Raw genomic sequence first — 23,311 nt, forward strand, 5'->3', positions numbered from 1 at the left:
GGGGGACTCCTGGGTCGGGGGGCAGGTGGTTCCCACCGTTTCCGGCCGCGCTTTCGTCCCTGTCACCACGACGCAAACATCCGACGCCGACCGAACGGGAACGCCGTTCTCAACTGGTGCGTCGCGCGGCGTGACGGCGGCGTAACCGGTCCGAAACCATCAGGCCCCTAGCCTGGTCCGAACCTTGCGAACCGGATGCGAGGCAGACCGAAAGCAGACGCCGATGAACGCACTCGACCGGGCGATCATCGACCCACCTCGGGTCGCCGGGGTGGGCGAGCGGTCGCCGATGGCAGGGCTGGAGCGGCGTACGGTCGGGTTCGTCGATGTGCTCGCGCAGTCGGTCGGGGCCACCGCCCCGGCGGCCGCCGCCGCGACGCTGCCGGCCCTGATCGCGGTCCGCTCCGGGCACACGCTGCTGGTCTGCCTGGCGCTGGCGTGGATCCTGGTGGCCGGCGTCGGCGCGGCGGTCGGCCAGTTCACCCGCCGGATGGCGGCACCCGGCTCGCTCTACACGTTCGTGACCAAGGGGATCGGGCCGAGCGCCGGGTTCGTGACCGCCGTCGGACAGGTCGTCGGGTACGCGTTCGTGGCCATGTTCGGGCTGGTCGGAGCGGCACTGTCGGTGCAGACGTTCCTGGCCTCGGTCGGGGCTGCGGCCTCCTCGGCGGTGGTGACCGGTCTCGGCGTGGTGGCGCTCGGCGCGGTCTGCTTCGTGGTGCTGCGCCGTGGCATCCGGATCTCGGCGCGGGTCACCCTCGTGGTCGAGGTGGTCTCGGTCGCGATGCTGCTGGTGCTGCTGGTGACCGTGCTGTCCCGGGCCGGGGCCGAGGCGCTGGCAGCACCGTTCCGGGCCGGGCTGCCGGGCCCGGGCGGGCTGGTCGCGGGCACCGCGGTCGCGATCACCGCCTTCGTCGGCTTCGAGACCGCGGCGTCCCTGGGTCGCGAGGCGGCGCGCCCGTTCCTGACCGTGCCGCGCACGATGCGCTGGACCCTGATCGTGGTCGGGTTCACCTACCTGCTCTCCGCCTACACACAGGAGGCGGGCGGGGTCTCCTTCGGTCTGCAGCTCGCCGACAACGACGTCGCGCTCAGCGCGCTCTCCGACGGCGCCGGCGTGCCGCTGCTGGGCCGTCTGCTCGACCTCGGGCAGGCCACCTCGTTCCTGGCGTGCGCGATCGCCTCGCTGACCGCGCTGGCGCGCGTGGTCTTCAGCCTCGGCCGCGAGGGCGTGCTGCCTCGGGTGGTCGGGTTCACCGACCCGCTGCGCAGCACTCCGCTCGGCGCCCTGGCGGTCGTCGTACCAGTCACGGTGGCGCTCCCGCTGCTGCTGCTCGCCGGCGGCCTCTCCGCCTGGCGGACGATGAGCGTCCTGATCGCGGTCGCCGCGGTCGGCTACATCGTCGCGTACGTCCTGGTGGCGGTCGCCGCGCCCGCGTTCCTGCACAGGATCGGGGAGCTGACCCGTTCCGCGGTCTGGGGCTGTGGCGCCGTGGCTGTTGCTCTCACCGGGGTGCTGGGGGTCTATCTCGCGGTCGTGGGTGGCACCGATCCGCTGGCTCTGAGCCTGGTCGGTGTGGTCGTGCTGGGCGGCGGGGCCGGCTACCTCTTCGTCCGGCTGCGGCAGCGCGAAAGCTTCGCCCGGATGGGCCTGTTCGACGAGCCGATCTCGGACGATCTGCTGGGTGGCCGGTGAGCCCCGGCGGCGACGCCGGCGGCCGTCAGCCGCATGCCGTACGCAGCGCACTCTCGGTCCTCGAGGAGGTGGCGCGGGCCGGCCCAGGCATCACCGCCAAGCAGATCTCGGCAGCGCTCGGGCTGCCGCGGGCCACCACCTACAGGCTGGTCAACCTGCTGGTGCAGGACGAGTATCTCGTCCGGTTGCCCGACCTGTCAGGCTTCGCGCTGGGCCACCGGGTGACGCTGCTGGCGTCGAACGCGGTCCCGGACCGCGAGCGAGAGACCGCGGAGATCCTGCGCGGGATGCGGGCCCGGATCCGGGCGGGCGTTCATCTGGCGTCGTTCCGGGACGGGCGCCTCGAGCTGGTCGATGTCGACCCCGACTTCCCGCTGACCGCCGCCGCCCTCGCGGACCCGCCGGAGCTCGGCGCGGACCCGGGTGCGGCTGCGCTGGGGCTGCTGCCCGCGGCCGGCGCCGTGGAGCGCTATGTCGTCTGCGTCGGTCAGTCGGGCTACGGATCCCTCGCGGCGGCGGTCCGCGACGGCGCCGGCGTGCTGGTCGCCGGTGTCGCGCTGGCGGTCCCGGCGCCGCGGCTCGACGACCCTGCCGGTCTCTACGGCCTGGTCCATGACGACATCGAGCGGCTGCGGGTGGTGCTGACCCGGGGCTGACCCGTCGGGCTCAATGCATCCCCGGCTCGTGGGCCAGGTGGGTCTCGGGCTCGAGCTGGAAGGTGGAGTGCTCGACGTCGAAGTGTCCGGCCAGACAGGCCTGGACCCGGTCGAGGACCTTCGGCGCGCTCCCGTCCAGGAAGCACTCGGGGCGCAGCGTGAGGTGGGCCGAGACGGTGGGCAGGCCGGAGGTGACGGTCCAGGCGTGCAGGTCGTGCACGTCGACCACGTCCTCGACCTCGAGCAGGTGCTGGCGCAGATCCTCGACGACGACCTCCGCCGGCGCACCCTCGAGCAGGATCCGGCCGCTGTCGCGGAGCAGACACACACCTGCGTACGTCATCAGGGCGACGACCACGAGCGAGGCCACCGGGTCCGCGCGGGTCCAGCCGGTGAGGAGGATGACGACGGCAGCGACGAGGGTGCCGATGAAGCCGTAGAGGTCGGAGAGGACGTGCTGGTAGGCGCCCTCGACGTTGAGCGAGGTGCGGTTGGCGCGCGCCATCAGGGCCGCGGCGATCACGTTGACGACGCAGCCGACGAGCGCGACGACGAACATCGGCCAGCCCTCGGCGTCGGGCGGGTCGAGCAGACGCCGGATCGCCTCCACACCCACCACCGCGGCGAAGACGAGCAGGGTGATGCCGTTGAGCGCCGCGGAGAGGATCTCGGCGCGCTTCCAGCCGTAGGTCCACTGGCCGTGCGCCGGGCGCGCGGCCAGCCGCATCGCCCACAGCGCCGCCGCGATCGCCCCGACGTCGGTGAGCATGTGGCCGGCATCGGCCAGCAGCGCGAGCGAGTTCGCGAGGATCGCGACCGTCACCTCGCCGAGCAGGAACACACCCAGGAGCGACATCGCGGCGATCAGGTAGCGCCGGTCCGCCGCAGGTGAGATGTGGTCATGATCATGGCCCATGTTCATCGATCCTAGGCCGGAAATCCGGTTCTCGGCGGAGCCGACGCGTGGCAGGGTGGCCGGCATGTCGCTCGCCGAGAACTTCCTGTCGCTGCACCTGCCCGGACGCCCGCTGCTGATGCCCAACGCCTGGGACGCAGGCTCGGCGAAGGTCCTCGCGTCGCTGGGCTTCCAGGCGCTGGCCACGACCAGCAGCGGGTACGCCGCGACCCTGGGCCGCCTCGACGGCCAGGTCACCCGCGACGAGGTCATCGCCCACGCGACCGTGCTGGTCGACGCGGTCGAGGTGCCGGTCTCGGCCGACCTGGAGGCCGGCTTCGCGGCCACCACCGCCGAGGTCGAGGAGACCTTCCGGCTCGCCGTGGCCGCCGGTCTGGCGGGCGGGTCCATCGAGGACTACGCCGGGCTGGAGAAGGACACGATCTACCCCGTCGAGGAGGCCGCCGAGCGGGTCGCCGCGGCCGCCGCTGCCGCCGGGGACGGCTTCGTCCTCACCGCCCGCGCCGAGAACCACATCCGCGGCCACGACGATCTCGACGACACGATCGCCCGTCTCCAGGCCTACCAGGAGGCCGGCGCCGACGTGCTCTTCGCGCCGGGCGTGATCGCCCTCGAGGATGTACGCCGCCTGGTCGACGCCGTCGACCGCCCGGTCAACGTCCTGCTCCTGCCGGGAGGCCCGTCGGTCCCGGAGCTGGCCGAGGCGGGTGCTGCCCGGATCTCGGTCGGCGGCGCGTTCGCCTTCGCCGCGCTCGGTGCCGTCAAGCGCGCCGCGGAGGAGCTGCTCGGCACCGGCACCACCGGATACTCGGAGCTGGCGGCCGAGGGTGCCAAGGCGTTTCGCAGCGCTGGTTGACTGGCCCCGTGACCGATGAGCTGAGGGTGGTGCGCGCGGGCTTCGCGCCGATCAAGGGGACCAGGCACCTGGCCCACGACCGGTTGGTGCTCGACGCCCAGGGGGCGGTCGGAGACCGCGTGTTCGCGCTGGTGTCGGTCGATCCGGTCGACCCGGCGCGCGGCCGGGTGCTGCGCACCGTCCAGAACCCGTCGCTGATCGCGGTGCGCGCATTGCTGGTCGGTGACCGGCTCGAGGTCGAGCTCCCCGGTGGGGAGAGCGCCGCAGCGGAGCCGGTGGCGACGGGGGAGAGCATCACCTGTGACTACTGGGGCCGCGAGGTCGAGCTCGAGCTGGTCGGCGGGCCGCACGCGGACCTGTTCTCGCGGTGGCTCGACCGGCCGGTGCGGCTGGCCCGCGCCCGTCGCGGTGACGTCGTCTTTGCCGGCGCGGTGTCGCTGGTGACCACCGCGTCGCTGGCCGACCTCGCCCGGCAGACCGGCCAGGACGCCATGGACGCGGCGCGGTTCCGGCCGACGCTGGTGGTCGAGACCGACGAGCCCTACGTCGAGGACACCTGGCTCGGCCGGGAGGTCCGGGCCGGCGGGGCCACGCTCCGGATCGGCGTGCCCATCCCGCGCTGTGCCGTGATCGACAGCCATCCGGAGACGGGGGAGCGGGACGTACGCGTGCTGAAGACGCTGGCCTCGCACCGCCCGCTCAACCGGGCCGGCGAGCCGGCGTTCGGGGTCTTCGCGGAGGTGTTGACGCCCGGCGCGGTGTCGGTAGCGTCGCTCCCATGAGCGAGATGGAGCTGACCGAGACCTTCCCCTGGCGGGGGCGCGAAGTCCGGTGGGGGAGCGCCGGCTCCGGTCCGGCGGTCGTCTTCTGCCATGGCACACCGTGGTCGTCGTGGTTGTGGGCGCCGATCGCCTCGGCGCTCTCGCGCTGGTTCACCGTCTTCCTGTGGGACATGCCGGGCTATGGCGCCTCCTCGAAGGAGGCCGAGCACGAGGTCTCGCTCGCGGTGCAGGGTGAGGTGCTCGCCGACCTCGTACGCCACTGGCAGCTCGACCGGCCACACCTGATCGCGCACGACTTCGGCGGCGCCACCGCGCTGCGGGCCCATCTGCTGCACGGCCTCGAGGTCTCCTCGCTGGCGCTGGTCGACGTCGTGGCGCTGCGGCCGTGGGGTTCGCCGTTCTTCGGGCTGGTGCAGGAGCACGCCGAGGTCCTCGCCCGGCTGCCGGCCGACATCCACCGCGGCGCGCTGGTGGAGTACATCGACACGGCCGCGCACCGACCGCTCGCCAGATGGCACCTCGACGCCCTGACCGCTCCCTGGCTCGGTGAGATCGGACAAGAAGCGTTCTACCGGCAGATCGCCCAGGCCGACGAGCGCTACACCGATGAGATCGAGCCGCTCTACCCGTCGGTCACGGTCCCGACCCACGTGATCTGGGGTGCCGACGACGCCTGGATCCCCGTCGATCGCGCGCGCCGGCTCGCCAAGCTGATCCCCGGCGCCGAGCTCACCGTGATCCCCGACGCCGGCCATCTCGTCCACCTCGACCAGCCAGCCGCGCTTGCGGTGAGCATCACCGAGTGGCTGCTGAGGCAGGCCCGGGCCTGAGGCGCTCACCGGGCTTCACAGACGGCGCACAGGCACGTGCCGGCTCGGACTCAGGTGGCCTGCGTACGCTCCTGATGTGGATATGCAATCGCTGTTGTCGCGCGACTCCGTGAAGGTCGCCCTCGTCGTCAACGCCGGCTCGCGCCGGGGACAGGACGCCTTGGCGTCGTCGGTGGAGATGCTGCGGTCCGCGGGGATCCAGAACGTGCACTCCTACGCAGTCCACTCGGGGGAGGAGCTGGAGACCACGCTGGACACGGTGGCCGCCGACAAACCCGACCTGCTGGTCATCGGCGGCGGCGACGGCTCGGTGGGTGCCGCGGCCGCCCGGATCGCCGGGAGCGACGTGGTGCTCGCGGTGCTGCCGCTCGGCACCGCCAACGACTTCGCCCGCACGCTCGAGCTGGACCAGGACCCGGAGACCGCGGTCCGGCAGATGCTCGAAGGCAAGGTCATCAACGTCGACATCGGCCGGGCCAACGGCCACACCTACCTCAACGTCGCCTCCTTCGGCCTCTCTGTCGCGGTGACCGAGGCCCTCAACCCTCGCCTGAAGAAGCTGATCGGGCCGGCGGCCTATCCGGTGGCGACGCTGCAGGCCTACCGCCACCACAAGCCGTTCACCGCCCGGCTGGAGTTCCCCGAGGGCGACCACGACACGATGGAGCTCGACGACCTGCTCCAGGTCGCCGTCGGCAACGGCCGCCACTACGGCGGCGGCAACACCGTCTCGCCCACCGCCTCGGTCGACGACGACCTGCTCGACGTCTACGCCATCGTCCGCGGCCGCCTGCGGGACCACGTCTCGATCGCCAGGCTGCTCAGGAGCGGCCACTTCATCGAGCACGAGCAGGTGCACCACGTGACCACCTCGGCGGTGCGGATCACCACCGACGAGGCGATGCCGGTCAACCTCGACGGCGAGATCCTCACCGAGACGCCGACCGACTTCACCCTCGAGAGCAACGCGCTCCACGTCGCCGTGCCGATCCGGAGCCGCGCCGGCCGCCTCGACGGCCCGCCGCCCGACGTCCAGAGCTGAGCGCGATCAGGGGGCTAGGGGCGCCCGGCCCGCGGGACGTCGACCCGGATGGCCAGCAGCCGTGCCTCGGTGTTCGCCTTGCGCGGCTCCTCGAAGAAGTCGGGGGCGGCGCAGGCGAACAGCGTCCTCCCGTCGCTGCCGCCCAGCATGCACGCGAAGACGCCGCCGCCCGGCTCGATCTGCTCGAGGATCTCGCCACCCTCGGCGACCCTGACCAGCCGGCCGAAGACCGCGTCGGCGGTCCAGATCGCGCCCTCGGCGTCGAGGCAGCAGCCGTCGGGCGCGAGGACGGCATCGCCCATCGCCTCGGCGAACGCGGTGTGACTGCTGAGCTCACCGAACTTCGCCCAGGTACGCCGGTTGGTGAGCGACCCGTCCGCGGCGATGTCGAACGCGCTGATCCGGTTGCCGCAGGTCTCGTCGACGATGAGGGTGCCGTCGTCGGTGATCACGCTGCCGTTGGGGAACCACATGTCGTCGGCGACCTCGGTCACCGTGCCGTCCGGGTCGACCCGCAGCAGCACCGTCGGTGCCACGTCGGCGCCGGCCATGATGTCGAAGCCGAAGTTCCCGACGTACGCCCGGCCCTGCTCGTCCACCACCATGTCGTTGAGGTGGTGGCCGACGTGGTCGCTGAGGTCGGCATGGGTCACCAGCGAGCCGTCGGACTCACGACGCAGGATCCGGCGGTCGTTCATCGACACGACCAGCAGGTGGCCGTCCGGGAGCCAGCCCAGCCCCGAGGGCTGCCCGGGCACCTCGGCCTCGACCTTCAGGTCCGACCCGTCCTCCCGGGCCGAGTAGACCTTGTAGGAGTAGAAGTCCACGAACCAGATCCGGTCCTCGTGCCATCGAGGGCACTCCAGGTAGTGCAGGTCCTTCACGATGGTGTTGATCTCTCGGGGCATGCCGGGCTCCTCCGGTCGACGGTGACAGGTTTCCTGATCCACCCTGGCGTCTCCGGCCCGGGTTTGTCCCGGCGAACGGAAATTCGTTCGGACTCCGGAGCATGTGGTCCTAGCCTCGAACGGTGATCACCGCGTCCGCCGCCCTCGCCGTCGCGACCATCGCGTTCGGGATGGTCGTCACCCCGGGCCCCAACATGATGTACCTGGTCTCCCGCACCCTGCTCCAGGGGCGCACCGCGGGGATGGTCTCGCTCGCCGGGGTGGTGACCGGGTTCCTGCTGTACGTCCTGGCCACGACGCTCGGTCTGGCGCTGCTCTTCGCGGTGGTCCCCGGACTGTTCGTGGCGATCAAGATCGCCGGGGTGGCCTACCTGATCTATCTGGCCTGGGGGATGGTGCGCGGCTCCAACCAGGCGCTCACGCCCGACGCCGACCTGCCACGCCACTCAGCCTGGCGGCTCTACCTCACCGGCCTGACCACCTGCCTGCTCAACCCGAAGATCGCCCTGATGTACGGCGCGCTGCTGCCGCAGTTCGTCCAGGCGGGGAGCGGGCCGACGAGCCTGCAGCTGATCGAGCTGGGACTGGTGCAGATCGCGGTGGCGACCGTGGTCAACGCGATGTGGGTGGTCCTGGCCGGGCGCGTCTCCGGCGTGCTCCGCCGCAGCCGCCGCGTCGAGCGCGGGGTGCGCTGGACGGCGGGCGGGCTGCTGACGGGCTTCGCGATCCATCTCGGCTTCTCGCGCGCCTCGGCCTGAGCCGGCGACTCACTCCTCCAGCCGCCAGGCCGCCTTGAGCGAGAGCTGGCCGCCGGTCTGGAGCAGCGCGCGGCTGTAGAGGCGCTCGGCGAGGCGTACGAGCGCGACGCCGAAGGCCAGGAGCAGGACCAGGGCGACGATCGGCTCCCACCAGGCCGCGCTGCCGTCGACCAGGCGCATCGGCATGAGCACGGCGGAGAGCGGCGGGACGTACGACCCGATCCGCTCGCCGACGCCGTCGAGGTAGAGGGCGCCGAAGAACATCACCATGAGCAGCATCGTGATCGGGGTGGAGGAGGATTGCAGGTCCTCGGTGCGGGAAGCGAGCGCCCCCGCGACGGCCCACAGCGTCGAGAGCACCACGAAGCCGATCAGGAAGAAGACCACGAACCAGCCGATCGCGCCGGACAGCGCCGGCAGCGCGAAGCTGAAGTCGGTCAGGCTCAGGCCGACCAGTCCGACGGCGACGTAGATGAGCATCTGGCCGACCGCGATCACGGCGTTGCCGATGATCTTCCCGGCGAGCAGCTGTCGCAGCGGCACCGCGGCGGCGATCATCTCCACGATCCGCGACTGCTTCTCCTCCACGACGCTGTTGGCCAGCGTCATCCCGAACATGATCGAGGCGAAGTAGAAGACGATCGCGAGCGCGTAGCCGACGACGTAGCGGATCGCGGTCAGCTCGCTGTCGCCCTCGAGCTGGTCGAGCGCGACCTCCGATCCCTGGGTCAGCTCGGCCGCGGTGGTGCCGGCGGCGTCGGCGTTGCCGGCCAGCACGATCGCCTCGACCGCCTGGCTGACCACGTCGCGCAGCTCGGAGTCGGCGTCCTCCAGCGTGACCAGCGTCCAGCCCTCGGCCGTCGGGCGGAGGTACGCATCGGCCTGCTCCTCCTCGAGCGCGTGCCGGGCGGCGTCCGCGTCGTCGACGGCGACCGGTTCGATGCGTACCTTCTCGTCGATGTCGCCGGCGCGCTCGGCGATGCCCTCGACCATCGCCCGGGCGGTCGTCGACGAGTAGGCGACCTCGTAGGTCTTCTCCCGGCTCTCGCTCCACGCGGTGAAGCCGAGCACGCCCACGATCACCGCGAGCATCACCGCGGTGCCGATCAGCGTCGACTTGTCGGTGGCACGGACCGCGATCTCGCGGCGTGCGACGATCTGCCACACCGGCTGGCTCTTGGGCCTGAGCGTCGTCATGCGGTGACCTCCCGGTAGATCTCGGACAGGCGGGGCACGACGCGGTGGAAGTCGAGCACGTTCCCGCGGGCCGTGGCCTCGGTGAGCAGCTTCTGCTCGGCACCGGTGGAGACGACCTCGATCTCGGCCTCGGGGCCGGAGACGTCGCGGACGTGGAGCCCGGGCAGGTCGCGTACCCAACCGGCGTCGCCGTCCAGCACGAGCCGGTAGCGCAGGGCGGCTTCGGCGCGCAGCTCCTCACCGGTGCCCTGGGTGACCACCCGGCCGCGGGCCATCACCACGAGCCGGTCGCACAGCCGGTCGACGAGGTCGAGCTGGTGGGAGGAGAAGACCACGGGTACGCCGTCACGGGCATGCTCGCGCAGCAGGTCCGCCGTCGCGTCGATGGCCTCGGGATCGAGCCCGGAGAACGGCTCGTCGAGGATCAGCGCCATCGGCGCCGGGACGAGCGCGGCGATGATCTGGACGCGCTGCTGGTTGCCCAGGGACAGCTTCTCCAGCGGGTCCTTCATGCGTCCGCCCAGCCCGAACCGCTCCAGCAGCGCGGTGATCTCCCGACGCGCGTCGGCGGTCGTCATGCCGCGCAGCCGGGCCAGGTAGACCAGCTGGTCGAGGATCGGCTGCTTGGGGTAGAGGCCGCGCTCCTCCGGCATGTAGCCGAACCGGCGGCGGTCCTCGCGGGTGACCTCGTGCCCCTGCCAGGTGACCGTGCCGGCATGCGCGGCCAGCACTCCCATGATCATCCTCATGGTGGTGGTCTTGCCGGCACCGTTGCCACCCACGAATCCGGTGAGCCCACCGGACGGGACCGGGAAGGACACCTCGTCGACGGCGACCGTGTCGCCGAAGCGACGGGTCAACCCGCTGACCTCGAGCATCGAATCTCCTCTGTCTCGGTTACGAACGGGGCCCACGCTATTTCAGAGCCGCGCCCGGCGGATCCGTCGCGAGGATGAACCCGTGCTCACCCGTTGGGCGGGCCTGCGGGCAGGAGCCCGTGGCGGTGGATGAAGACGACCGTCTGCACCCGGTCGCGCAGTTGCAGCTTGGCCAGGCAGGCCGACACGTGGGTCTTCACGGTGGCCTCGGTCAGGAACAGCCGGCGCGCGATCTCGTTGTTGCTCAGCCCCTCGCCGATGAGCAGCAGCACCTCGCGCTCGCGGGCGGTGAGCAGGTCGAGCTCCTTGGGCGGCCTCGGCGCCGTCGGGGCGTTGTGGCTGGTCACCCGGCCGATCACGCGCATCGTGACCTCCGGGGCGAGCAGCGCGTGGCCGTCGGCCGCGGCCCGCACCGCCTCGGCCAGCGAGTCGGGGTCGGCGTTCTTGAGCAGGAAGCCGCTCGCGCCGGCGGCGAGCGCGTCGAAGAGGTAGTCGTCGCGGTCGAAGGTGGTCAGGATGATCACCTTGGCGTGCCCCTCGGCGACGACCGTACGCGTCGCCTCGATGCCGTCGGTGCCGGGCATCTGCACGTCCATCAGGATCACGTCGGGCCGCAGCTCGCGCGCCTTGGCGATCGCCTCGGCGCCGTCGGAGGCCTCGCCGACCACGGAGATGTCGTCCTCCATCGAGAGGATGAGACGGAAGCCCGAGCGCACCAGCTGCTGGTCGTCGGCGAGCAGCACCCGGATCATCGCGACGCTCCCGCCGGGGTGACGGGGGAGTCGAGCGGGAACCGCACCCGCACCCGGAACCCCTGCACGGCCCTGGGCCCGATGTCGACCTCGGCCTTCCGGACGGCCGCCCGCTCGCGTACGCCCAGCAGGCCGAGGCCGCTGCCGGAGGTGCCGTGCCGCGGCCGGCCGTTGTCGGTGATCTCGACCTCGGCGTACGGCGCGGCGGCCGCACGGTCGACGCGGAGGACGACCTGGGCGCGGTCGGCGGTGGAGTGGCGGCGTACGTTGGCCAGCGCCTCCTGGACGATCCGGTAGACCGAGTGCGCCAGCGGGAGCGGCAGGTCCGCGACCGGGCCGACGACCTCGTAGTCGACCCGGAGCCCGCTCTCGCGCACCTCGTCCAGGAGCGCGGGCAGATCCTCGAGGCGCGGCTCGGGGCGGCGTACGCCGTCGGGTTCCGACTCCGCGTCGCCCGCCGGGTCGCGCAGGGTGCCGAGCAGCGAGCGCATCTGGGTCACGCCCTCGCGGGCGGAGGCCTCGACGTTGCCGAGCGCCTCGGCGGCCCCCTCGATGTCGCCGGGGCGGCCGCGCTCGAGGAGCTTGCGTCCGGCAGCCGCCTGCACCCCGACGACGGCGACGTGGTGTGCCACGACGTCGTGCAGCTCGCGGGCGATCCGCAGGCGCTCGTCGATCACGGCGCGGCGCTGGAGCTGGCCCGACTGAGCAGCGATCGTCGCCGCCTGTGCGGCGAGCTCGGCCTTCTGCCGCGCGCCCCGCCAGGCGACCTGGCCGCCGACGATCGCGCCGATGAAGTAGAGGAGGTTCATCAAGGTGGTGAGCAGCACGTAGGCGGTCACCGGGCCGACCAGCGTCGAGCCCTCCGCGTCCGAGGTGGACTCGCGGATCTCGTCGATACCGCTGCCGACCGCGAACTGCCAGGACAGCCAGGCGAACATGAACAGGGTGATCAACCCCATCACGACCACCATGTCGCGCCGCCGGCGCGCCCAGGCCGCGCCCGCGAAGAAGGCGACGAAGTAGATGATCTGCATGGGCAGCAGCCCCATCACCATCGGCAGCCAGACCCCGGTGACGAACATGTGGAGCCCGGCCAGGAGCGCGATCGTCAGCGGGAACTGCCGCCGGAAGACGAGCAGCGCGGCGCCGCTGATCACGGCGATCCACTCGACCCAGGTCGGTGCGTCGCTGCTGTCGAGCGTCCCGACTCCCCGGATCAGCTCCAGCGTGACCAGGCTGGCGACCAGCACGACCGCGCCGACCAGCCAGTCGCCGAGGCTGATCGACCCCTCCCGCTCCCAGTCGTCGTCGGTTGCGAAGAAGGTCGCCAGTCGGCCCGAGGAGCCGGCGTCGTCGTGCACAGTCACCCGGCCAACCCTAGTTCCGCAGACGGGTGGGGTCCTCAGTCTCGAGTCGGAGTTCGGCAGGTGGCCGGCCGTTGTCAGCGCGAGCCAGCAGCCCGCTGACGCCGGCGGGCGCGGGAGCCCGGGCGGCTCTTGCGGGCGCCGGTGCCCTCGCCGGCGGGGCGGCGCGGGGGCTGGGTGACGACCGGGACGAAGGGGCCGGGACGGCTCCGCTCGCCCGGCGCCAGCTCGACCAGGATCGGGTGGCTCGGACCGTCCACCCGGGTGGTGGTCGGCTTGATCCCCGCGGCGCGGGTGAGGGTGCGTACGTCCTTGACCTGGTCGGGCAGCATCAGGGTGACCACGGTGCCGGAGGCACCGGCGCGGGCCGTACGACCGGAGCGGTGCAGGTAGGCCTTGTGCTCGGCGGGCGGGTCGGCGTGGACCACGAGAGTGACGTCGTCGACGTGGATGCCGCGGGCGGCGATGTCGGTGGCCACCAGGGTCGTCGCCTTGCCGGAGTGGAAGGCCTCCAGGTTGCGGACGCGGGCATTCTGGGAGAGGTCGCCGTGGAGCTCGACGGCCGGGATCCCGGCGCGGCCGAGCTGGCGGGCGACACCCTTGGCGCCGTGCTTGGTGCGGGTGAAGACGACGGTGCGGCCCGGGGCGGCGGCCAGGTCGGCGAGCACCGGGATGCGGTGCTCACGTGCCGAGAGGTGGAGCACGTGGTGCTCCATCTCGGCGACGGGCGACTGGGCGGAGTCGGCCTCGTGCACCACCGGGGCGGAGAGGAACTGCTTGACCAGCACGTTGATGCCCTTGTCCAGGGTCGCGCTGAACAGTAGCCGCTGGCTGCCCTTCGGGGTCATCGCCAGCAGGCGCCGCACGGCCGGCAGGAAGCCGAGGTCGGCCATGTGGTCGGCCTCGTCCAGGACCGTGACCTCGATGGAGGAGAGGTCGGCGTGACGCTGCCCGATCAGGTCCTCGAGCCGGCCGGGGCAGGCGAGGACGACGTCGGCACCCTTGCGCAGGCCGACGACCTGGGGGTTCTGCCCGACACCACCGAAGACGGTCTGCACGCTCAGGCCCGCCTCCGTGGCGAGGGGACGCAGCGACTCCTCGATCTGCCGGACCAGCTCACGGGTCGGCGCGAGCACGAGGGCGCGGGGCTTGCCCGCCTTCGCCTTCGGGCCGCCGGCGAGGCGGGCGACGAGCGGAAGCAGGAAGGCGTACGTCTTGCCCGACCCGGTCCGCCCGCGGCCGAGCACGTCGCGGCCGGCGAGCGAGTCCGGCAGGGTCGCTGCCTGGATCGGGGTGGGGGAGGTGATGCCGTGGTGGTCGAGAACGGCGGTCAGGTCTGCGGGCACGCCGAGCGCGCTGAAGCTCTGCTGAGACAAGGAGTCAACTTTTCAAGCGAGGTGTCTCGCCATAGGAAAAGAAGCATCCGAGAGCGGCCGGGGGCAAGACCGGAACGGGCCGCTGGTAAGCAGATACTACCGGTAGGTGACCCGTCTACCAGAATCGTGGGCTCACGCCCACGGGTCGACCAGGATCTTGGCGTGCGTCTCCGGGTCGGCGAGGTCGGCGAAGGCCTGGGCGACGCCGTCGAGCCCGACGGTGCCGGTGTGCAGCGGCGAGGGGTCGACCTTGCCTCCGGCGATCAGCTCGAGCGTGCGCGCGAACTCGGCAGGGTCGTAGCCGAAGACGAACCGCAGGTCGATCTCCTTGTGGATCGCGATCGCGGGCCGGATCGTGTCCGGCTCCATGCAGACCCCGACCACCACGACGCGGGTGTGCAGCGGCGCCGCGGTCATGATCTGCTCCAGCATCCCCGGCACGCCGACACACTCGAAGACGACCGGACCGGTCGGCGACTGCCCGAGGCGGTCGGCGTTGAGCAGCACCGTCTCCCACGGGAGCAGCGGGATGCGGCGGATGACCTGCATCGCGTCGATCCCGAAGCCCAGGTACTCGGTCAGAGAGCCCACCGGGCCGCGCTGCTTGTAGGCCTCCCACGGCGAGGACTCGCGCGGGTCGACGACCACGTCGGCCCCGCACTCCACCGCGAGCGCGCGGCGCGCGGGGGAGAGGTCGGAGGCGACCACCGTCTTCACCCCCTGGGCCTTGAGCATGAGGATGACGGCCAGCCCGATCGGGCCGCAGCCGATGACCACGGCCGGGCGCCGCGCGGAGACCGCCCCGCGGCGTACGGCATGGAAGGCGACCGCGAGCGGCTCGGTGAAGACCGCCTGGTCGGGGGAGACGCCGTCGGGGACGGGGAAGGTGAACGCCTCCTGGACGACGCAGTACTCCGCGAAGCCGCCGGGGGAGTCGACGTCGAAGCCGACCATGTGGATCGCCCCGTCCGTACGCAGCACCGGCAGCGCCGCCACCGCGGTGCCCGGCTCCCAGCGACCGCGTGTCTCGGGGCCGTAGGCGACGACCTCGCCGAGGATCTCGTGGCCCAGCACGATCTCCTGGTCGGGCGTCATCGCGGTGGTGTAGCCGATCTCGGTGACCACCTTGTTGAGCTCGTCGCTGTGCTCGCGCACGTGCAGGTCGGAGCCGCAGATCCCGGTGCGCAGCACCTTGATCAGCAATTGGCCCGGCCCGGGCTCCGGACGCGGGACCGACCGCACCGACAGCTCGCCTTGGTGGACCACGGTTGCGCGCATCTGGTTCATCGGCGCTGACGCTACCTCACTCCGCGGGCAGCGATCCGGCGGAGCCGATCCGGTGCAGGTGAGCGGTGAGGGAGTGCTGGTGGTCGACGCGCGGCAGCCGGAGCGCGGCGCCGGTGACCAGGTGCAGCGTGATGTCGATGCGGGGATTGGCCTTGCGCTCGTCGACGACACCGGTGTCGATGCTGGTCACGTCCTCCCAGAGGATGACCTCGGTGTGCCGGGCGTACTCCAGGACCAGGCCGCCCTCGTAGAGCCCGAGGTCGACCGCGAGCGGGCGCTGCAGCCCGAGCCAGGTCAGCCGGAACCCGAGGATCAGCCCGGTGAGCGCGACCAGGCCCCCGGCCAGCACGAGCACCGTCGGCAGGTGTGGCCGGGTGGCGATCCAGGCGCCGAGCGCGATGAGTGCCGGGCCGAGGACCAGTCCGACGGGCGTCAGCCACGCTCGCCCGTGCGCGGGGTGGGTGCTCAGCCGGATGCCGAGGTCCTCGATGAGCGTCTCCTCGCCCGGCGTACGCAGCCATGCCCGCCGCGTCGGCAGCACCAGCAGCCCGAGCACGGTGAGCGCGATCCCGCCCCAGAGCACCGGGTCGCGGCCCATCCCGACGATGCGGGCCGGCCACGGGTTGATCGCATGCTCCCCGTAGGCATCGGCGTCGACCACCCACATCCGGAAGGTCGCCTTCGAGGGGTCGGGGTCGCGGCCGATGTCGCGCAGGGTGCCGTGGATGCTCCCGGTGACCTGCTCGCCGTCGGCGCGCCACCGGCCCTGGCAGGAGGTGATCTCGCCGGTGCCGCCGTCGAACTCGCACCGTTCCACCACGCTCACCTCCGCCCACTGCCCGCTGTTCCAGCGGTCGGCGGACTGCTGGGCCACGACGGTGGCCGGGAACAGCATCGCCAGCGTGCCGAGGCCCAGGGTGATCAGGACGGTCGCCACCGACGTACGTCGCTGTAACCGGGTGACCCGGCGAGACGGGTCGATGAGACGGGACTTGGGGCCGGTGGTGGGGAGCACGAGGCCTTTCACATCAAGGAGTGGGATGGACGTCGATCGAGGCGTCGAAAGTGTAGTCGCATGCCCCCACGGGTTCCGGCCGACCGTGCCGGAGCCCCGGAGGCGTACGAAAGAGGCTGCTCTGCGACCGTATCTGACACGGGTTCACCCATTCGCAGTCCGCCGCCGGCGGCGGATACGATCGGGACGCCGCGCGAGCATCGCGGTCCACCCATCACCGGAACCCACAGGAGCATCCGTGTCCGAGATCAAGATCGCCGTACTCACCCCCGACGGGCGCGAGGAACGGACGGTCACTACGGGCACGAAGGCGTGGGAGCTCTTCGCGGACAACCCCGACGTGATCGCCGCGCGCGTGGGGGAGGACCTCAAGGACCTCTCCTACGAGCTGGCCGACGGCGACGAGGTCGAGGGCGTGCTGATCGACTCCAAGGACGGCCACGACATCCTGCGCCACTCGACCGCGCACGTGATGGCGCAGGCGGTGCAGGAGCTCTTCCCCGAGGCCAAGCTCGGCATCGGACCGCCCGTGACCGACGGCTTCTACTACGACTTCGACGTCGAGACCCCGTTCGTGCCCGAGGACCTGGTCAAGATCGAGTCCCGGATGAAGAAGATCATCAAGGCCAACCAGAAGTTCTCCCGCCGGGTCACCACCGACGACGACGCCCGCGTCGAGCTCGCCGACGAGCCCTACAAGCTCGAGCTGATCGGTCTCAAGGGTTCTGCCGCTGACGCGGCCGAAGGTGCCGACGCCGAGGTCGGCGGCGGCGAGCTGACCATCTACGACAACCTCGACCGCAACGGCGAGATCGCCTGGAAGGACCTCTGCCGCGGCCCGCACCTGCCGACCACCAAGCGGATCCCCGCCTTCAAGCTGATGCGCAGCGCGGCGGCGTACTGGCGAGGCGACGAGAAGAACAAGCAGCTCCAGCGCATCTACGGCACCGCCTGGGAGTCCAAGGAGGCGCTCGACGCCCACCTGGCCCGGATCGAGGAGGCCGAGCGCCGCGACCACCGCAAGCTCGGCCGCGAGCTCGACCTCTACTCCTTCCCCGACGAGCTCGGCTCCGGCCTGCCGGTCTTCCACCCCAAGGGTGGTGTGATCAAGCGGGAGATGGAGGACTATGTACGCCGCCGGCACATCGAGGAGGGCTTCTCCTACGTCGGCACCCCGCACATCTCCAAGGACGGCCTCTTCCACACCTCCGGCCACCTGCCCTACTACGCCGACACGATGTTCCCGCCGATGGAGGTCGAGGGTGCGAAGTACCAGCTCAAGGCCATGTCGTGCCCGATGCACAACCTGATCTACAAGGCCAAGGGCCGCTCCTACCGTGAGCTGCCGCTGCGCCTGTTCGAGTTCGGCACCGTCTACCGCTACGAGAAGTCGGGCGTGGTCCACGGGCTGACCCGCGTGCGCGGCCTGACCCAGGACGACTCCCACTCCTACGTCACCAAGGAGCAGGCGCCGGCCGAGATCAAGCACCTGCTCGACTTCGTGCTCGGCGTCCTGAAGGACTTCGGCCTCGACGACTTCTACCTCGAGCTGTCCACCCGCGACGCGGACAACGCCAAGTTCATCGGCTCCGACGAGCAGTGGGAGACCGCGACGAAGATCCTCGAGGACGTGGCCACCGAGTCCGGCCTCGAGCTGGTCGCCGACCCGGGCGGCGCGGCCTTCTACGGCCCGAAGATCTCCGTCCAGGCCCGCGACGCGATCGGCCGCACCTGGCAGATGTCGACGATCCAGTACGACTTCAACCAGCCCGCCCGCTTCGGGCTGGAGTACCAGGCCGCCGACGGCACCCGGCAGGAGCCGGTGATGATCCACTCGGCCAAGTTCGGCTCCATCGAGCGGTTCCTCGGCGTGCTCGTCGAGCACTACGCCGGGGCGATGCCGCCGTGGCTCGCGCCGGTCCAGGTCGTCGGCATCCCCGTCGCAGACGCCTTCGCCGACTACCTCTACGAGGTGGCCGGCAAGCTGAAGGCCAAGGGCATCCGGGTCGAGGTCGACGAGTCCGATGACCGCTTCCAGAAGAAGATCCGCAACGCCCAGCTGCAGAAGATCCCGTTCATGCTGATCGCCGGTGGCGAGGACGTCGCCCAGGGCGCGGTCAGCTTCCGCTACCGCGACGGCCGCCAGGAGAACGGCATCCCGGTCGACGAGGCGATCGAGCGGATCGTGGCTGCGGTGGAGTCCCACGAGCAGGTCTGACCTGACAGATCCCGAGGGCGGTGCGTGCATGTCACGCACCGCCCTCGCGGCATTTCCGGGCGGTCCGGCGAGCGGCGGAGAACTACGCGCGACACTAAGTCGCGCGTACTCTTGTTATCGGGACGCGTGTCCGGGTAACGTGGGTCACGTCGTTAGCAGCTCAACGTAGAACTCAACGGTGAAGGAGCGATCGTCATGACCGCCGTTCAGGATGAGAAGTCCACCGGATACGTCCGTCAGGGCAAGCAGGCCTACCTCGACACGCTTCGCACGCTGTCCGAGGCATCGGTCGAGGTGCACTTCGACCCGTTCAAGGACATCGACTGGGACTCCGACGAGCTCGCCGTGCTGCCCGATGACGAGCGCTGGATCCTCAACGACGCCGACGAGATCGGTGCCCACCCGTGGTACAAGGCGCTGCCCAAGCAGCGCCAGATCGAGATCGGGATGTACCGCTGGGCGCAGGTCGCCAAGGTCGGCCTGCAGTTCGAGCAGCTGCTCATCGGCGGCGTCATGAACCACCTGGTGTGGTCCGAGAACAACAACCCGGAGTTCCGCTACGCGACTCACGAGGTGACCGAGGAGACCCACCACACCCAGATGTTCCAGGAGTTCGTCAACCGGGTGAACCCCGACGTGGCGGGCGCACCGACCTACTTCAAGGTCCTGGTGCCGCTCATGGCCTCGGCCGGCGCCTGGTTCCCGGAGGCGTTCTTCACCGGCATCCTGGCCGGCGAGGAGCCGATCGACCACCTGCAGAAGGGCGCGATGCGCTCGGGCGGCAGCCACCCCGCGGCCAACCGGATCATGCAGATCCACATCGCCGAGGAGGCCCGCCACATCGGCTTCGCCCACCAGTACCTCGAGCAGCACGTCCCCGAGCTCGGCCGGGTGAAGAAGACCCTGCTGGCCTACGTCTTCCCGGTCATCATGCGACTGCTCTGCGACGTGATCATGGTCCCGAGCAAGCAGGCCCGCTACGACATGGGCATCCCGGACGAGGTCGCCCGCGAGATCTGGTGGAAGTCCGAGGAGTCCGAGAAGCTGCTGCGTGACCTCTTCGGTGACGTACGCCTCCTCGCCGACAACCTGGGCATCCGCAAGGGTCCGGCCAAGCTGCTGTGGAAGCTGACCGGCATCGACGGGCGCGCCTCGCGCTTCCGTGCGGAGCCGCGTGCGGCCTCCTACTGATCCCTCAGATCCCTTCAGCCCGTGGTCCTAGAACGGTAGTCACCAGTGCCTCACGTCGTCACCCAGTCGTGCTGTGCGGACGCCTCGTGCGTCGTCGCCTGCCCGGTCAACTGCATCCATCCCGCCCCGGGCGAGCCCGGCTTCGGTGAGGCCGAGATGCTCTACGTCGACGCCAAGAGCTGCGTCGACTGCGGAGCCTGCGTCACCGCCTGCCCGGCCGACGCGATCGTGCCGCACACGACGCTGTCGGAGGGGCAGAAGCCGTTCCTGGCCATCAACGCCGAGTACTTCGAGGTCTTCCCGCACAAGGACCGCACCCCGCTCGCCCTGGTCCACCCCCAGCGCCGGCTGACCCGCACCGGGCCGTTCCGGGTCGCGGTGGTGGGGGCCGGGCCGGCCGGGATGTACGCCGCCGACGAGCTGCTCAAGCACCCCGAGATCACCGTCGACGTCTTCGACCGGCTGCCGACGCCGTACGGCCTGGTCCGGGCCGGCGTCGCGCCCGACCACCAGAACACCAAGCAGGTCGAGAAGCTCTTCGCCCAGATCGAGTCGCAGCCCGGGTTCCGCTACTTCCTGGGCGTCGAGGTCGGCAAGGACGTCTCCCACGCCGAGCTGACCGCCCGCTACGACGCCGTCGTCTACACGGTCGGCGCGGCGAGCGACCGGCCCCTCGGGATCGACGGCGACGACCTGCCCGGCTCGCTCAGCGCCACCGACTTCGTGGGCTGGTACAACGGCCACCCGGACAAGCAGGACCTGCCCGTCCACCTCGACGCCGAGTCGATCCCGTCGGGTCGGGTCGTCCTCGTCGGCAACGGCAACGTGGCGCTCGACTGTGCCCGGATCCTCGCCGAGGACCCCGAGCGGCTGGCCGGCACCGACATCGCCGAGGGGCCGCTGGCGGTCCTGCGCGACAGCGCGGTGCGAGAGGTCGTCGTCCTCGGGCGCAGGGGGCCCGGGGAGGCGGCGTTCACCGTGCCCGAGCTGGTCGGGCTGATGGGCCACACCGGCGTCAACGTCGTCGTCGACACGGGGGACCTCCCGCTCGAGGAGGCGCTGGCCGGGGGCGACACCACCGTCCGGCTGCTGCGCGAGCTCGCCGGCCGCGAGGTGCGTCCGGAGCTGCGTACGATCGTGCTCCGCTTCCTCAGCTCGCCGGTGCGCGTGCTCGGCGAGGACCGGGTCACCGGCGTCGAGGTCGGCCGCAACCGCCTCGAGCGCGACGCCGACGGCGTCGTCCGGGCCGTGCCCACCGGCGAGACCGAGGTCGTCGAGACCGGCATGCTGCTGCGCGCGGTCGGCTACAAGGGCCTGCCCGTGGCCGACCTTCCCTACGACGCCGCGACCGGCACCGTCCCCAACGAGCGCGGCCGGGTACTCCCGGGCGTCTACGTCGCGGGCTGGGTCAAGCGCGGCCCGAACGGCTTCATCGGCACCAACAAGACCGATGCCGAGGAGACGGTCGAGCAGCTGCTCGACGACCTCGACGCCGACCGGATCCCGGCGCCCGTGGGCGATACCCGCGAGATCACCGCGATCGTACGCAGCCGCCAGCCCGGCATGGTCGACCTGGCCGGGTGGCAGGCGATCGACCGCGAGGAGAAGCGCCGCGGTGCCGAGTCCGGCCGCCCGCGGGTCAAGATCACCGATGTCGAGGAGATGCGGGGCATCGCGGCGAAGTCGCGGAAACCCCGATACGCTCTGGGGCGTCGCAAGGAGCGCTGAGAAGCTCTCGGCACGATCACGGGATCAGGGGGAGACGCGGGTGGCCGGCGAGAAGCGGGATGGCCGTCATGACCGGTGGAGCAAGCACAACGAGCAGCGCCGCCAGCAGATCATCGATGCCGCGATCGCGGTGATCGAGGCCGGTGAGCCGGGGGCTGACGTGCAGGTGCAGCAGATCGCGGTGCGCGCCGGGCTGTCCCGTACGGTCATCTACCGTCACTTCGAGGACCGCGCCGACCTCGACCGGGCCGTGCAGCAGGCCATCCTCGACGGCCTCTGGTCCGACCTGATGCCCGGGATCACCCTCGACGGCACCGTGCCGCAGATCATCGAGCGGATCATCGGCACCTACGTGCGCTGGGCCCGGGCGCATCCCGCCCTCCACCTGGCCGCCGACCACGACATCGACGGCGGGGACGACGGCCCCCTCCAGCAGGGGATGGAGCAGCTCGCCGGCCGGATCTCGACCATCGTCGGCACCGCCGTGATCGCCCTCGGCGGCAACCCCACCGAGGAGGAGGCCGAGGCGCTCGACCCGCTGATCTACGGCCTCGTCGGCGCGGTCTTCGGTGCCGTACGCCGCTGGCTGACCCGCACCGGGGAGCGCCTGCCCGCCGAGACGCTGGAGCGGCTCACCGCCCAGTCGATCTGGTACGTCATCGACGGCCACGCCCGAGGTTTCGGGATCGAGCTCGACCCCGACCTTCCTCTGGAAGAACTCCTGTCCAAGGACATCCTCGCGGTATAACCTCCCGGTATCACCCGGCCGCACGGCCGATAAGTCCAGGAGAAGACCATGCCCCACATGCGCAGACTCTCGATCGCCGTCACCGCAGGCCTGGCGGCCACCGCCGGGCTCGCCGTCCCGCTGAGCACGGCCACCGCGGCCCCCGGAAGCGGCTCCTCCGAGGGCTCCGCCCGCGTCTTCATGGTCAACCCGGTCCAGTCCAGCAACGACCAGGACCTGACCGACCAGAAGGACGCCGCGAGCGCCGTTCCCGAGAGCGCCTACGCCGAGGTGCCGCTGACCCACCTGGACGGCTCGGGCTACCTGCGCGGCGACTACGCGGTCGTCGAGTCGAGCACCGGCACGCCGGCGTACTCCACGACCAACACCTACTCCTACGACCGCCACCAGGACCAGTTCGAGCAGGTCATGGGCTACTTCTGGGTGACCCGCGCGCAGACCTACCTGCACACCCTCGGTTTCGGGGAGACGCTCCCGGGCGTCCTGAACGAGCCGTTCTCGGTGAAGATCAACCAGTACGGCGGCGACAACTCCTACCAGACCGACAAGCCCTTCCGGATCCGGCTGGGCAAGGGCGGTGTCGACGACGCCGAGGACGCCGAGGTGATCGTCCACGAGTACGGCCACGCCGTCCACGCCAGCCAGGTGCCGGGCTACGGCAGCAGTCTCGACGCCGGCGCGATCGGGGAGTCCTTCGGTGACTACCTCGCGGTGACCGTCGGCCTGGACGCCGCCGCCGAGTTCGGCTGGCCGGTCGCGGCCGACCCGTCCTGCCCGATGGACTGGGACGCGACCTCCTACACCGACGCCCCGCACTGCATCCGCAGCTTCCACCTCGACCTGACCCTCGAGGACCGCCGCAACCAGGTCCACTACGACGGCCAGATCTGGAGCCAGGCCCTATGGGAGATCCGTGAGGGCTACCAGGCGCTCGGCCTCACCACGCGCGACTGGGACACGACCCTGATCTACTCGCAGTTCTCCTACGCGCCGGACACCAGCTTCCAGGCCGCGGCCGCGGAGACGTACGCCGCGGCGGCCGCCCGCGACGGCCAGGCGGCCGCCGACCTGGTCCGCGACCGCTTCGCCGCCCGGGGGATCACCTTCTGAGGA

21 protein-coding genes are annotated in these 23,311 nt (G+C 71.2%); 12 read left to right on the top strand and 9 right to left on the bottom strand.

The features are described 5' to 3' along the window. Positions 1 to 223 precede the first annotated feature (223 nt). On the top strand, positions 224 to 1,696 hold the full coding sequence (locus HD557_RS10400; protein WP_196873836.1) for an APC family permease: 1,473 nt from the start codon (positions 224 to 226) through the stop codon (positions 1,694 to 1,696). Then, positions 1,693 to 2,352 carry a helix-turn-helix domain-containing protein gene (locus HD557_RS10405; RefSeq protein ID WP_196873837.1) on the top strand — a complete coding sequence of 220 codons (660 nt, stop codon included), beginning with the start codon at positions 1,693 to 1,695 and terminating at the stop codon, positions 2,350 to 2,352. Before HD557_RS10400 ends, HD557_RS10405 begins: the two co-directional genes overlap by 4 nt. A 10-nt stretch (positions 2,353 to 2,362) precedes the next feature. Here the strand turns inward: HD557_RS10405 and HD557_RS10410 are convergent, their stop codons facing one another. Next, positions 2,363 to 3,274 (bottom strand): cation diffusion facilitator family transporter, encoded by a 912-nt coding sequence (locus HD557_RS10410; RefSeq protein WP_040754973.1) that lies wholly within the window; start codon positions 3,272 to 3,274, stop codon positions 2,363 to 2,365. A gap of 58 nt (positions 3,275 to 3,332) precedes the next feature. Here HD557_RS10410 and HD557_RS10415 point away from each other — a divergent pair, with 58 nt between their 5' ends. The 4 genes from HD557_RS10415 to HD557_RS10430 all read left to right on the top strand — a co-directional run bounded on the left by HD557_RS10415 (position 3,333) and on the right by HD557_RS10430 (position 6,778). After that, a complete protein-coding gene (locus tag HD557_RS10415) occupies positions 3,333 to 4,124 on the top strand; it encodes an isocitrate lyase/PEP mutase family protein (RefSeq protein ID WP_196873838.1) in 792 nt (263 codons plus the stop codon). Positions 4,125 to 4,132: 8 nt separating this feature from the next. After that, the gene (locus HD557_RS10420) at positions 4,133 to 4,906 is read left to right on the top strand and encodes an MOSC domain-containing protein (protein WP_196873839.1); all 774 of its coding nucleotides are present in this window, start codon (positions 4,133 to 4,135) and stop codon (positions 4,904 to 4,906) included. Then, complete coding sequence (locus tag HD557_RS10425; protein WP_231380250.1) at positions 4,903 to 5,736, top strand: alpha/beta fold hydrolase; 834 nt, start codon at positions 4,903 to 4,905, stop codon at positions 5,734 to 5,736. Before HD557_RS10420 ends, HD557_RS10425 begins: the two co-directional genes overlap by 4 nt. An 82-nt stretch (positions 5,737 to 5,818) precedes the next feature. Then, positions 5,819 to 6,778 carry a lipid kinase gene (locus HD557_RS10430; RefSeq protein ID WP_040754972.1) on the top strand — a complete coding sequence of 320 codons (960 nt, stop codon included), beginning with the start codon at positions 5,819 to 5,821 and terminating at the stop codon, positions 6,776 to 6,778. Positions 6,779 to 6,792: 14 nt separating this feature from the next. Here HD557_RS10430 and HD557_RS10435 read toward each other — a convergent pair whose 3' ends face one another. Then, positions 6,793 to 7,686, bottom strand: a complete 894-nt coding sequence (locus HD557_RS10435; protein WP_008356953.1) for an SMP-30/gluconolactonase/LRE family protein — start codon at positions 7,684 to 7,686, stop codon at positions 6,793 to 6,795. Positions 7,687 to 7,808: 122 nt separating this feature from the next. Here HD557_RS10435 and HD557_RS10440 point away from each other — a divergent pair, with 122 nt between their 5' ends. Further along, positions 7,809 to 8,444: a LysE family translocator gene (locus HD557_RS10440; protein ID WP_196873841.1), complete on the top strand. Its 636-nt coding sequence runs from the start codon at positions 7,809 to 7,811 to the stop codon at positions 8,442 to 8,444. A 9-nt stretch (positions 8,445 to 8,453) separates the two neighbouring features. Here HD557_RS10440 and HD557_RS10445 read toward each other — a convergent pair whose 3' ends face one another. The 7 genes from HD557_RS10445 to HD557_RS10475 all read right to left on the bottom strand — a co-directional run bounded on the left by HD557_RS10445 (position 8,454) and on the right by HD557_RS10475 (position 16,313). Next, positions 8,454 to 9,641, bottom strand: a complete 1,188-nt coding sequence (locus HD557_RS10445) for an ABC transporter permease (RefSeq protein ID WP_196873842.1) — start codon at positions 9,639 to 9,641, stop codon at positions 8,454 to 8,456. Next, positions 9,638 to 10,519, bottom strand: a complete 882-nt coding sequence (locus tag HD557_RS10450) for an ABC transporter ATP-binding protein (protein ID WP_196873843.1) — start codon at positions 10,517 to 10,519, stop codon at positions 9,638 to 9,640. Before HD557_RS10450 ends, HD557_RS10445 begins: the two co-directional genes overlap by 4 nt. 86 nt (positions 10,520 to 10,605) lie before the next feature. Further along, a complete protein-coding gene (locus HD557_RS10455; protein ID WP_196873844.1) occupies positions 10,606 to 11,271 on the bottom strand; it encodes a response regulator in 666 nt (221 codons plus the stop codon). Further along, on the bottom strand, positions 11,268 to 12,638 hold the full coding sequence (locus HD557_RS28960) for a sensor histidine kinase (RefSeq protein WP_196873845.1): 1,371 nt from the start codon (positions 12,636 to 12,638) through the stop codon (positions 11,268 to 11,270). The genes HD557_RS10455 and HD557_RS28960 overlap by 4 nt, the downstream gene beginning before the upstream one ends. 74 nt (positions 12,639 to 12,712) lie before the next feature. Next, positions 12,713 to 14,011 carry a DEAD/DEAH box helicase gene (locus HD557_RS10465; RefSeq protein WP_196873846.1) on the bottom strand — a complete coding sequence of 433 codons (1,299 nt, stop codon included), beginning with the start codon at positions 14,009 to 14,011 and terminating at the stop codon, positions 12,713 to 12,715. A 132-nt stretch (positions 14,012 to 14,143) separates the two neighbouring features. Beyond that, the gene (locus tag HD557_RS10470; RefSeq protein ID WP_231380251.1) at positions 14,144 to 15,298 is read right to left on the bottom strand and encodes a zinc-binding dehydrogenase; all 1,155 of its coding nucleotides are present in this window, start codon (positions 15,296 to 15,298) and stop codon (positions 14,144 to 14,146) included. A 16-nt stretch (positions 15,299 to 15,314) separates the two neighbouring features. Continuing rightward, positions 15,315 to 16,313, bottom strand: coding sequence for a hypothetical protein (locus HD557_RS10475; RefSeq protein ID WP_196873847.1), 999 nt, complete (start codon positions 16,311 to 16,313; stop codon positions 15,315 to 15,317). A 238-nt stretch (positions 16,314 to 16,551) separates the two neighbouring features. Between HD557_RS10475 and thrS the strand changes: the two genes are divergently transcribed. From thrS to HD557_RS10500, 5 genes are all read left to right on the top strand, one after another. After that, positions 16,552 to 18,531: a threonine--tRNA ligase gene (gene thrS, locus HD557_RS10480; protein WP_196873848.1), complete on the top strand. Its 1,980-nt coding sequence runs from the start codon at positions 16,552 to 16,554 to the stop codon at positions 18,529 to 18,531. Positions 18,532 to 18,726: 195 nt separating this feature from the next. Continuing rightward, positions 18,727 to 19,722, top strand: a complete 996-nt coding sequence (locus HD557_RS10485; RefSeq protein ID WP_008356931.1) for an AurF N-oxygenase family protein — start codon at positions 18,727 to 18,729, stop codon at positions 19,720 to 19,722. 45 nt (positions 19,723 to 19,767) lie between these two features. After that, positions 19,768 to 21,450, top strand: a complete 1,683-nt coding sequence (locus HD557_RS10490) for an FAD-dependent oxidoreductase (RefSeq protein ID WP_196873849.1) — start codon at positions 19,768 to 19,770, stop codon at positions 21,448 to 21,450. 40 nt (positions 21,451 to 21,490) lie between these two features. Continuing rightward, positions 21,491 to 22,198, top strand: a complete 708-nt coding sequence (locus HD557_RS10495; RefSeq protein WP_196873850.1) for a TetR/AcrR family transcriptional regulator — start codon at positions 21,491 to 21,493, stop codon at positions 22,196 to 22,198. Positions 22,199 to 22,255: 57 nt separating this feature from the next. After that, on the top strand, positions 22,256 to 23,308 hold the full coding sequence (locus HD557_RS10500; RefSeq protein ID WP_196873851.1) for a M36 family metallopeptidase: 1,053 nt from the start codon (positions 22,256 to 22,258) through the stop codon (positions 23,306 to 23,308). Positions 23,309 to 23,311: the final 3 nt, after the last annotated feature.

Source organism: Nocardioides luteus (assembly GCF_015752315.1).
Taxonomy (GTDB): Bacteria; Actinomycetota; Actinomycetes; order Propionibacteriales; family Nocardioidaceae; genus Nocardioides.

Coding starts and splice junctions, on each gene's coding strand:
- HD557_RS10430 (WP_040754972.1), top strand. CDS start 5,819: ATGCAATCGCTGTTGTCGCGCGACTCCGTGAAGGTCGCCCTCGTCGTC.
- HD557_RS10400 (WP_196873836.1), top strand. CDS start 224: ATGAACGCACTCGACCGGGCGATCATCGACCCACCTCGGGTCGCCGGG.
- HD557_RS10410 (WP_040754973.1), bottom strand. CDS start 3,274: ATGAACATGGGCCATGATCATGACCACATCTCACCTGCGGCGGACCGG.
- HD557_RS10435 (WP_008356953.1), bottom strand. CDS start 7,686: ATGCCCCGAGAGATCAACACCATCGTGAAGGACCTGCACTACCTGGAG.
- HD557_RS10470 (WP_231380251.1), bottom strand. CDS start 15,298: ATGAACCAGATGCGCGCAACCGTGGTCCACCAAGGCGAGCTGTCGGTG.
- HD557_RS10455 (WP_196873844.1), bottom strand. CDS start 11,271: ATGATCCGGGTGCTGCTCGCCGACGACCAGCAGCTGGTGCGCTCGGGC.
- HD557_RS10450 (WP_196873843.1), bottom strand. CDS start 10,519: ATGCTCGAGGTCAGCGGGTTGACCCGTCGCTTCGGCGACACGGTCGCC.
- HD557_RS10415 (WP_196873838.1), top strand. CDS start 3,333: ATGTCGCTCGCCGAGAACTTCCTGTCGCTGCACCTGCCCGGACGCCCG.
- HD557_RS10485 (WP_008356931.1), top strand. CDS start 18,727: ATGACCGCCGTTCAGGATGAGAAGTCCACCGGATACGTCCGTCAGGGC.
- HD557_RS10425 (WP_231380250.1), top strand. CDS start 4,903: ATGAGCGAGATGGAGCTGACCGAGACCTTCCCCTGGCGGGGGCGCGAA.
- HD557_RS10445 (WP_196873842.1), bottom strand. CDS start 9,641: ATGACGACGCTCAGGCCCAAGAGCCAGCCGGTGTGGCAGATCGTCGCA.
- HD557_RS10500 (WP_196873851.1), top strand. CDS start 22,256: ATGCGCAGACTCTCGATCGCCGTCACCGCAGGCCTGGCGGCCACCGCC.